8 protein-coding genes and 1 pseudogene are annotated in these 9596 nt (G+C 65.5%); 7 read left to right on the top strand and 2 right to left on the bottom strand.

The features are described from left to right. Positions 1-131: 131 nt before the first annotated feature. Together HII28_RS19375 and HII28_RS19370 are read right to left on the bottom strand one after the other, a co-directional pair. Complete coding sequence (locus HII28_RS19375) at positions 132-908, bottom strand: FCD domain-containing protein (RefSeq protein WP_170027489.1); 777 nt, start codon at positions 906-908, stop codon at positions 132-134. Continuing rightward, positions 905-1861, bottom strand: coding sequence for a dihydrodipicolinate synthase family protein (locus HII28_RS19370; RefSeq protein ID WP_170027488.1), 957 nt, complete (start codon positions 1859-1861; stop codon positions 905-907). The genes HII28_RS19375 and HII28_RS19370 overlap by 4 nt, the downstream gene beginning before the upstream one ends. A gap of 45 nt (positions 1862-1906) precedes the next feature. Between HII28_RS19370 and HII28_RS19365 the strand changes: the two genes are divergently transcribed. The 7 genes and pseudogenes from HII28_RS19365 to tdh all read left to right on the top strand — a co-directional run bounded on the left by HII28_RS19365 (position 1907) and on the right by tdh (position 9523). Next, entirely contained in the window at positions 1907-3124 is a 1218-nt protein-coding gene (locus HII28_RS19365) for a sugar ABC transporter substrate-binding protein (protein WP_170027487.1), read from the top strand. 70 nt (positions 3125-3194) lie between these two features. Further along, on the top strand, positions 3195-4175 hold the full coding sequence (locus HII28_RS19360; protein WP_346769419.1) for a sugar ABC transporter permease: 981 nt from the start codon (positions 3195-3197) through the stop codon (positions 4173-4175). Position 4176: 1 nt separating this feature from the next. Beyond that, positions 4177-5085 carry a carbohydrate ABC transporter permease gene (locus HII28_RS19355; RefSeq protein WP_170027486.1) on the top strand — a complete coding sequence of 303 codons (909 nt, stop codon included), beginning with the start codon at positions 4177-4179 and terminating at the stop codon, positions 5083-5085. Between the two features lies 1 nt (position 5086). Further along, on the top strand, positions 5087-6793 hold the full coding sequence (locus HII28_RS19350; RefSeq protein WP_170027485.1) for a hypothetical protein: 1707 nt from the start codon (positions 5087-5089) through the stop codon (positions 6791-6793). A 47-nt stretch (positions 6794-6840) separates the two neighbouring features. Continuing rightward, positions 6841-7086, top strand: a complete 246-nt coding sequence (locus HII28_RS19345) for a hypothetical protein (RefSeq protein ID WP_170027484.1) — start codon at positions 6841-6843, stop codon at positions 7084-7086. A gap of 186 nt (positions 7087-7272) precedes the next feature. Beyond that, the gene (locus HII28_RS19340; protein ID WP_205865112.1) at positions 7273-8484 is read left to right on the top strand and encodes a Gfo/Idh/MocA family oxidoreductase; all 1212 of its coding nucleotides are present in this window, start codon (positions 7273-7275) and stop codon (positions 8482-8484) included. Next, positions 8481-9523 (top strand): annotated as a pseudogene (tdh, locus tag HII28_RS19335) (L-threonine 3-dehydrogenase). Before HII28_RS19340 ends, tdh begins: the two are co-directional and overlap by 4 nt. Positions 9524-9596: the final 73 nt, after the last annotated feature.

Below are 9596 nucleotides of genomic sequence, written 5' to 3'. Positions count from 1 at the left end.
CGACCCTCCCCGATGACCACGGTGGAGTCCGCACCGGCTCGATGCGGTGAGAAGACGGCGAGATCACGGACCCCGAGGTCGTCGACGGGACGTGCCGGCCCCGTCGTCTCAGATGGTGCCGAAGTCGAGGCTCATCCGGCGGCGGATTCGCTGCTGACCTTGGACAGCGTGATCATCGTCTCGTCGCCGGCGACATCGACGAGCTGTCGCGATGCCGCCTCGGCGGCGCTGCTGTCGTGGTTCCGGATGGCGTCGACGATGTCGCGGTGGCGCTGCGTCATCTCGTGGGAGAGGACCTTCGGGATGAGGCGGAGCTGATGCCGTACCCGGATGGCGGCCTCGATCGGATCGGCGATCCGATCGATCGCCAGACTCCCGCTTGCGTGCAGGAGGGCGCGATGGAAGGTGACGTCGGCATTGGTGAAGGCCGACCAGTCCTGGTCGGTGACCGCGGCGTCCATCTTTGCCGCGCATTCGTCCAGTGCGCGCAGATCGTCCTCTGAAGCGGCCGTGCTCGCAGTCCGCGCGGCGAGCGGCTCGACGGCTCCGCGGAGGGCGAGGAGTTCGGAGAGTTGCCGAGCCGAGCTCGGCCCGATTGATCGCCACCGGATGACGTCAGGGTCGAGGACGTTCCACTCCTGTTCGGGAGACACCCGGGTGCCCTTGCGCTGGCGAGCCGTGACCAGACCTTTGGACTCGAGGACCTTCAGCACTTCGCGGACGACGGTCCGTGAGACGGACACGGATTGAGCGATCAGTTCGGGGACGATCTGCTCGCCGGGTTTGAGCGAGCCGTCGGCGATCCTCGTGCCGAGGAGTTCCAGGAGATGACCATGCAGCCCGCGCAGCGGCACAGGGTCTACGATTCCGGCATCGGCGAAGCCGGGGTCGTGTGGATCGATGGTCACGGGGACTCCTTCTCGGGTGCGGGGAGCGGGAGCTGCTCGCTGAACTCGAGGAGGAACCGTTCGATCATCGCATCCTCCTCGGTGTCGAGCATACGAAGCGGTGAGCGGCAACGGTCGGAGGCGATCAGCCCGCGCCGCCACGAGATCCGCTTCTCGGCGGCGATGATGAGCTCAACGCTTTGCATCCAGTATGAGATGTAGGGCAGCAGACGGGTATGCAAGCTGATCGCGTTCTGGTGGTCGTCGCGCTGCCACGCGTCCCAGATGCTCATATACAACTCGATGAACGAGCAGCCGGGCTGAGCGCCCACGGCGCCGCGTCGAAGAGCGTCGATCAATTGCACTCCGCCGTACCCGACCACAGCACTCAAAGACGGTGTCTGGTCAAGCAGCGCGCTGATGAACGCGCCGGGTGGCGTCGACTCCACCTTCACCTGCTGAAGGTTGCTCTCCTCGGCGGCGATGGCAGCGATCGTGGCCGCGTCCAGAGCGGTCCCAGTCTGGGCCGGCGCGTATTGCACGATCACCGGGACCGGCCAGACAGCGCGCGCGATTGCGCGGATATGCACGCGAACCGCAGCGCCACTCGGACCCTGCTGATGAGGAGGCAGGATGTTGATCGCGCCTGCGCCCGCCTCCACAGCGGCCACCGCTCTCTTCACGGCGAGATGGGTGGCATGGTCGGGCACGGAGACGACCGCAGTGAAGCCTTCGATCGACGCCACCCGCGCCAGGAGCCGCTCGGTCAACCGGGTCCGCTCGGCGTCGGAGAGCTTGTAGAACTCCGATGCGAATCCCGGGAACATGACGCTGCGCACGCCGGTCCCGACGACGTGCTCGACCACTCGATCGAAGCTGTCGTAGTCGACGGACTCGTCGGCGGCGAAGGGGGTCTCGAGCACCGGGCAGATGCCGCGCACGACCGGTGCGACCATTCCGACGATGCCGCTCATCAGAAGGCTGCCTTCGCGGGAGTGTCGCCGCGGACTCCGAGGAGGATGTCGAAGTCCGCTTCCGGTGGTCACGTCACCCTCGACTTCTGGGGCTGGGCCCCGGGATATGCGGACTCCGTGAAACTGTGGAACGCAAGCCATCCCGACGTCCAGGTGAAGTTCAGTACGATCCCGTCCGGAGGCGGCGGCGGCTATACCAAGATTCAGGCCGCGGTCAAGGCCGGAACGGCGCCGTGCCTCGCCCAGGTCGGCGACGAGACCTTGCCGACGTTCGTGGCGTCCGGAGCGCTTGCCGATATCTCCTCGTACGCGAACGCCAGCGCCGACAAGTTCGTGAAGTGGACCTGGAATCAGGTCTCTGTCGGAGGAAAGGTCGTTGCGATTCCGGTGGACACCGGACCGATGGCGATGTTCTACCGCACGGACATCCTCCAGAAGGACGGCATCGCCGTTCCCACAACATGGCAGGAGTTCAAGGATGCCGCGACGGCGTTCAAGGCGACCGGTGCGGACAACTATCTGACCACCTCGCCGCAGGACGCCTATGACGTCGCCGCCTACTCGTGGCAGGCCGGCGGATCCTGGTTCGGGATCGATGGGGATTCCTGGAAGGTGTCGATCGACAACCCCCAGACGCAGAAGGTCGCCGCGTACTGGCAGGGCCTGCTCGGTGCCGGTCTCGTGAAGAGCGAGCCCCCGCTGGCCGAGGCGTGGAACAAGGACGCGGCACTCGATCGCATTCCCATCTTGATCGCCGCAGTATGGGCTGCGCCACTCCTGCAGACGGCCCTGCCCGATCAGGCAGGCAAGTGGGCCGTTGCGCCGATGCCGCAGTGGACGTCGGGAAAGTCCGCGGCCGGAAACAACGGCGGATCGACCACGGCCGTGCTCAAGGGCTGCAAGAACCTGAAAGAAGCGACCGAGTTCGCCACCTGGTTCAGCACCAACAAGTCGAGCGTTGCCAACCTCATCGCCAAGACGGGAATCTACCCGGCTTCCAAGAGTGCGCTCGAGATGCCCGAGTTGAACAAGCCGTCGGCGTACTACGGCGGACAGGACATCTACTCGGTGTTCCGTGACGCGGCGGCGAACACCGATACCGACTGGCGGTGGGGACCCACGATGACACAGGTCGAGTCCGACTTCACCGATGGCATCGGAAAGGCGACCACCGGCACGGGCGCCCTCCCGGAGGTCGTTACGTCTGTGCAGAAATCGACGGTGACTGAGATGAAGTCACAGGGCCTGTCGGTCACCCAGTAACCGGTGCGGGCGTCCGGTCGCCACTGGGCAACCGGACGCCCGCCTCATCGCGGAAACGTCAGGCCATGAAGTGACCACCACCACTACATCCACCACTACAGCAGCGCCCATCACGCGTCGAGAAGGTGACGATCAGCCGGTTCGGAGACGGCGTCGCGGTGCATCCCGCGATGCCAAATACGCGGCGCGCTTCCTCTTGCCGTTCGGCATCCTCTTCGCCTTCGTCATGGTGGCGCCCATCCTTTACGCCGTCTACCAGAGCTTCTTCGAGCAGCGTCGCTCCGGTCTGGGTTTCGATGCGCCGGTAACGATGTTCGTCGGCTTCGCGAACTACGTCGCGACCTTCCAGAACGCCGATTTCATCCAGTCGATCGGCCGGGTTGCCCTGATCGGCATCCTCCAAGTGCCGCTCATGCTGTTGCTGGCTCTGGGTCTGGCGCTGTTACTTGACTCGAAGTCGGCGCGCTTCGGTGCGGCCTATCGCCTGATCTACTTCCTGCCCTTCGCGATGCCGGGCGTCATTGCCGCCATCATGTGGTCCTTCCTGTACGCGCCGGGCGTGAGCCCATTCGAGGACGTGCTCGCTCCGCTCGGCATCCACCTTGACTTCGTCTCACCGAATGTCGTTCTCTTCTCGATCGCGAACATGATCACGTGGGGCTGGACGGGCTACAACATGCTCATCATCCACTCGGCACTCAAGGCGATCCCGGCCGAGCTCATCGAGGCGGCCACGATCGACGGCTGCTCCGGATGGCGGATCGCCTGGCGAATCAAGGTGCCCCTCGTGCGGCCGGCGCTGATCCTGACCGGTGTCTTCTCGATCATCGGCACCGTCCAGCTCTACAACGAGCCGCAGATTCTCGGCCCAGGCAGCCACATCGCACCTTCTGTCACCTCGACGTTTTCGCCGATCATGGTGGTGCAGCATGCGGCCGACCTGAACAACTACAACCTGGCCGCTGCCATGTCGCTCGTGCTCGCCCTTGGCACCTGCGTCGTCTCCTTCGGCTTCCTCAAACTCACGCAGCGCCACTCGAACGAGGGATGAGATGACCGACACGATTATTCGACCGCGGCCCGCGACGACTCGAGAAAAACGGCCATCAAGTGGGTACACACCGGCCAGCGCACCGCTGATGAGCAAGGTCGTCGTCGGCCTGATCCTGCTGGTCACGGCGATCTATTCGCTCGCGCCGGTCTGGTGGTTGCTGGTGACGGCGACGAAGAACAAGGGCTACCTGTTCTCCACCAACGGCTTCTGGTTCTCGCATTTCGACCTGTGGAACAACGTTCAGCAGGTGTTCGCGATGCAGGGTGGCCTCTTCGGGCTCTGGATGCTCAATAGCGCCCTCTACAGCGTTCTCGGAGCGGCTGCGGGCACAGCGCTGTCGGTGATGGCCGGTTATGCGCTGGCAAAGTACCGATTCCGCGGCAAGAACGCGGCGTTCAACATCATTCTCGCGGCCGTCTTGGTGCCGGCTCCGATGTTCGCCCTGCCGCTGTACCTCATGTTCACGTCCATCGGGATCGTGAACACGTTCTGGGCGGTGTTCCTACCAAGCATCGTCAGCCCGTTCGGGGTGTACCTGTCGCGGGTTTACGCGTCCGCGTCGGTACCGGACGAGATGATTGAGGCTGCCCGCTTGGACGGAGCGAGGGAGGCGGGCGTGTTCTGGCGCATCGCGGTACCGGTGATGACCCCGGCCCTCGTCACGATCTTTCTGTTCCAGTTCGTCGGAATCTGGAACAACTACCTCCTGCCAGCGATCATGCTTTCAGACAGCTCCTTGCAGCCGATCACCGTGGGTCTGGCCGCTTGGCGCTCCCAGTTCAACAACGGTGTCCCGTACAACGTGACGATCACGGGCGCCCTGCTCTCGATCATCCCGTTGGTTATCGCCTTCCTCTGTCTGCAACGATTTTGGCGTGCCGGGCTCGCCGCGGGGAGCGTGAAATAGCATGCCGACGCGTTACATCCTCCGTATCCAGCCTGACGTCGCCGAGGATCCCCGCGTCGTGGGCGAACGGCTCGCGCGGTTCGCCACGGACTCCCGTGCCGAAGAGGTGTGCCTCTTCCTCTGCAACATGGAGTTCTGGGACGGCCACGTCACCATCGACGAGCTCGAACGCTGGCTGACGGCAGCCCGCGGGTGGCGTGACGCATTGCAGGAGGCGGGAATCGCGGTGAGCCTGAACCCAGCGAACACGCTGGGCCATGGCGACTGGGACCGGACATTCCGAGCCGAACAACAGTGGCAGCCGATGGTCGATCAGTGGGGCCGTGCAGCGACCGCGCAAGTGTGCCCGCTCGACCCGACATGGCGCGACTACTTCGTTGACGTTCTGTCACGGTGCGCACGCGACGGATACGGAACCGTCTGGATCGAGGACGATATCCGCCTCCACAACCACATGCCCCTGGACTGGGGCGGCTGCTTCTGCCCACTCCACCTGGAGGAGTTCGCGGCACGAACGGGCGTCGAGACCTCCCGCGAGGAGCTGGTAGCCGCGTGCACCGCGCCCGGCGCCCCGAGCCCATGGCGCTCCGAGTGGATGCGAATGTGGGACGACACCGGCCGCGAGCTTCTCGCCATGTGTCGTGCGGCAGTCGACGCCCAGGGGAGCCGGCTCGGCCTCATGTCCAGCCGGACCGAGCAGCACGCCGCCGAGGGGCGCGATTGGCCTGCATGGCTGGAGATCCCCGCCGCACATCGCCCGCACTTCTGGGGCTACTCCGAGGTGACAGGGCGCGAGTTCGCGAGCTCAGTTGTGCTCCTCGATCAGCAACGCGGCGTCCAGCCCGCCGCGCTCGAGTCGTACCCCGAGATCGAGTGCTGGCCATACGGCGCCTGGAACAAGTCATACGCGCAGACCGCCGCCCAAATGGCGTTGGCGCAGGTGGCCGGCAGTGACGGCCTCGCGCTGAGCGTCACGGACTTCCTGGCAAACCATCCTGCCGATGAGCCGGGGCTCTCCGGCTTCCTCGCGCAGTGGCGCAGCACCATGGATTGGCTCTCCGAGAGCTTTCCCAAGACCATGCGGAGCACAGGGGTCGGGCTGCCGTGGTCGAAGTCGGCCGCCCGCGACGTCGCGCTTGACCGCTCGACGCCCCGCTGGCAGTCTCTGGTCGTGCAAAACCGCGGCTGGGCGTATGCGTTGCTCGGCACAGGTCATGCCACGACTGCGACGACGAGCGCGGTGAACGCGCTGTCGGGGGAGTCCGTCTGGGGTTTCAGCGATGAGGAGCTCGAGGGGATGTTTGCCGGAGGTCTGTTGCTGGATGCCGGAGCGGCCGTCGTGCTGGCCAGGCGCGGTTTCGGCCACCTCATCGGAGTGGAAGGTGCAGCGTTTGTTGAACGCCCGGCCGCCGTCGTCGCGACCCGCGAGGTCTGCCACGATTCAACCTTCACGCTTCGCCCAGGTGCCTCGTTCTCGGTCGACCCGGCCACGTGGCCCGACGTCCCCGGAGGCGCGCCCTGGCGAATCATGCAAGGCGTGCCCGCAGAGGGTGCGCGCATCATCAGCCGGTGGTGGACGCGGCGGGTCGGCCGGCCGGACACGGCGCTGTCCTTTTCGAGAACAACTGCGGCGGCCGCGTTGCCACGGTCCCGTGGCCGGCGGACCGGCCGAACCTGGTTCTCAGCCGCCAACTCGCCGCCCAGTTGACGGCTGTCGTCGACTGGCTTGGCCATCGGGGCGTGCGAGCGTCCGGAGTGCCACGGCTTGTCCCGTACGCTCTCGCCGACGCCGAGCGCAAGGCCATCGCGGTATGGAACGCCGGAGGCGACGACGCGCCGGGCGAGTTCTCACTCCGCCTGGACGTGAGTGCTGAGCAGACGCCTGTCGTGCACGTCCGTCGCGACGGCAGCCGCACGGTCGGGAGTTGGATCGGCGGTGTCGTACGGCTCAGCGAACCGCTGCGGCCATGGGAGTTCATCGTCCTCGGCCTGGACCGCTGACCACCCATTCCGTGCGGGCAGACGCGTTGCGCCCGTCTCACAACAGTCCATCTATGGAACGGCCTTCTCGGCACAAGGGATTAGCAGATCATGACCAAGCGCGCCACCATCTCCACCGTGGAAGAAGACGCAGAGGTATCCGTCGCAACCGCTGATCCATCGTCCGGACTCGCGCGGCACGAGAGTATGAAGCTGGAGAACCTCTCCATCGGGGTCGTTGGGTTCGGGCTCCGCGGGCATCTCGCAATCGAGGTGCATCGCCCCGAATTCGATTCGCGGGTCACGGCGGTGTGCGACGTCAGCGAACGCTCGCGACGCGAGGCCGCCGCAGCATTCCCCGACGCGCTCATCACCGCTGATCTCGGCGAACTGCTGCGGTCCGGTGTAGATGCTGTGATGGTTCTAACACCCGATGACCAGCACGCATCGGTTGCGATTCGTGCATTGGAGGCGGGCGTAGCGGTGTTCTGCGAGAAGCCGCTGGCCATCTCGATCGAGGACTGCGACCGCATCCTCGAGGTGGCCCACCGTACCGGATCGCGTCTCTATGTTGGCCACAACATGAGGCACATGCCCGTGATCGCTCTGATGCGTCGTCTCATCCAGGAGGGCCGGATCGGCGAGGTCAAGGCTGTATGGTGCCGGCATTTCGTCGGCAACGGCGGCGACTACTACTTCAAGGACTGGCACGCGGATCGGTCCAAATCGGTCGGCCTGCTCCTGCAGAAGGGGGCGCACGACATCGACGTGATCCACTGGCTCGCCGACGGATACTCGAGCCGCGTCCAGGCGATGGGCTCGCTGAGCGTTTATGGAGATATTGACGATCGCCGTGATCGGTCGGGCGAGCGGATGCGCGACTGGTTCAGTCTCGGCAACTGGCCCCCGACTGCGGCGGAGGGACTCAATCCGGTGATCGACGTCGAGGACATCTCGCAGGTCAACATGGTTCTCGACAACGGCGTGCTCGCCTCCTATCAGCAATGTCATTTCACCCCGGACTACTGGCGCAACTACACGGTGATCGGCACTGAGGGTCGGATTGAGAATCTCGGCGACGAGTCGGGCGCTGAGGTGCGGCTCTGGAACCGGCGGCACCCAGGTGCCGCCCCCGCTGACGAGTCGTTCATTGTCCCGGAGGTAGAGGGTGAGCACGGCGGGGCCGATGCGCTGCTCGTTGGGGAGTTCATCCGGTTCGTCCGAGAGGGCGGTGGCGTCACAGTCACGTCGCCCGTTGCGGCGCGGGAGGCTATCGCCGCCGCAGTAGTGGCGACCCGGTCTCTTCGCGGTGATTCGGATGCCATGACCATTCCACGGCTCTCCGCGGAACTCGTAGAGTACTTCGACGCCGGTCAGCTCGAACGGTCAGGCGCGACAATAGTTGGGTCCACCCCATGAAGGCCCTTTACAAAGCCGAGGCTGCAGCAGGCCTCGAACTGATCGACGTTCCCGAACGCGAGACGGGCCGGAGGACGTCAAGATCCGCGTGCTCCGCACCGGAATCTGCGGGACCGACCTGCACATCCTCCGCTGGGACGACTGGGCGGCCTCCGCTGTCGCGGCTCCGCTCATCCCGGGCCACGAATTCTTCGGCGACGTCGTCGAGGTCGGTCCGCTCGTGCATGACGCCGCCGTCGGCGACCTGGTGTCGGGCGAGGGCCACATCGTCTGCGGCACCTGCCGCAACTGTCGCGCGGGGCGTCGCCAGATGTGCATCCGCACCCAGGGCCTGGGCGTGCAGCGCAACGGCGCTTTCGCCGAATACCTCACCCTGCCCGCGACCAACGTGTGGGTGCACCACTCCGCGATCGAGCCCGAGGTCGGCGCGCTCTTCGACCCGCTCGGCAACGCCGTGCACACGGCCCTCGCGTTCCCGGTGGTCGGTGAGGATGTGCTGGTCACTGGCTGTGGACCGATCGGTCTCATGGCGATCGCGGTCGCCCGCCATGTCGGCGCGCGCTTCATCGTCGGCACCGACATCAACCCCGACCGGCTGGCGCTCGCCGAAGGGATGGGCGCCGGCTTCACCGTCGACGTGCGCACCGCGTCGATCCGGGATGCGCAGACCGCGCTCGGGATGCGCGAAGGCTTCGACGTGGGATTCGAGATGAGCGGTGCGCCGAGCGCGCTGCCCCAGATGATCGAGAACATGAACCACGGCGGCCGCATCGCGATGCTCGGCCTGCCGTCGTCGCAGATCGCCGTCGACTGGAGCATCGTCGTCACCCACATGCTCACGCTCAAGGGCATCTACGGTCGCGCGATGTTCGAGACCTGGAACGCGATGGGCGCGATGCTGCAGACCAGCGAGACGTTGCGCAACGCGATCGCGTCCATCGTCTCCGACCTGTTTCCGGCGAGCCGTTGGGAAGACGGCTTCGCGGCCGCGGCCAGCGCGCACGGCGGCAAAGTGATCCTGGATTGGACGGAACTCTGATGTACGGAACGTTTCGCGAACACGTTGCAGGCCAGCTCGCCCGATATTCGAATTCCCAATCCAACCCCGAGGA

Origin of the sequence: Planctomonas sp. JC2975, assembly GCF_012985205.1 — a bacterium.
GTDB lineage: Bacteria > Actinomycetota > Actinomycetes > Actinomycetales > Microbacteriaceae > Humibacter.
Note: the sequence above shows the minus strand (reverse complement) of the source record. Positions and strands in the feature narration are given on the sequence as shown.

Coding starts and splice junctions, on each gene's coding strand:
- HII28_RS19365 (WP_170027487.1), top strand. CDS start 1,907: ATGTCGAAGTCCGCTTCCGGTGGTCACGTCACCCTCGACTTCTGGGGC.
- HII28_RS19340 (WP_205865112.1), top strand. CDS start 7,273: ATGAAGCTGGAGAACCTCTCCATCGGGGTCGTTGGGTTCGGGCTCCGC.
- HII28_RS19370 (WP_170027488.1), bottom strand. CDS start 1,861: ATGAGCGGCATCGTCGGAATGGTCGCACCGGTCGTGCGCGGCATCTGC.
- HII28_RS19350 (WP_170027485.1), top strand. CDS start 5,087: ATGCCGACGCGTTACATCCTCCGTATCCAGCCTGACGTCGCCGAGGAT.
- HII28_RS19355 (WP_170027486.1), top strand. CDS start 4,177: ATGACCGACACGATTATTCGACCGCGGCCCGCGACGACTCGAGAAAAA.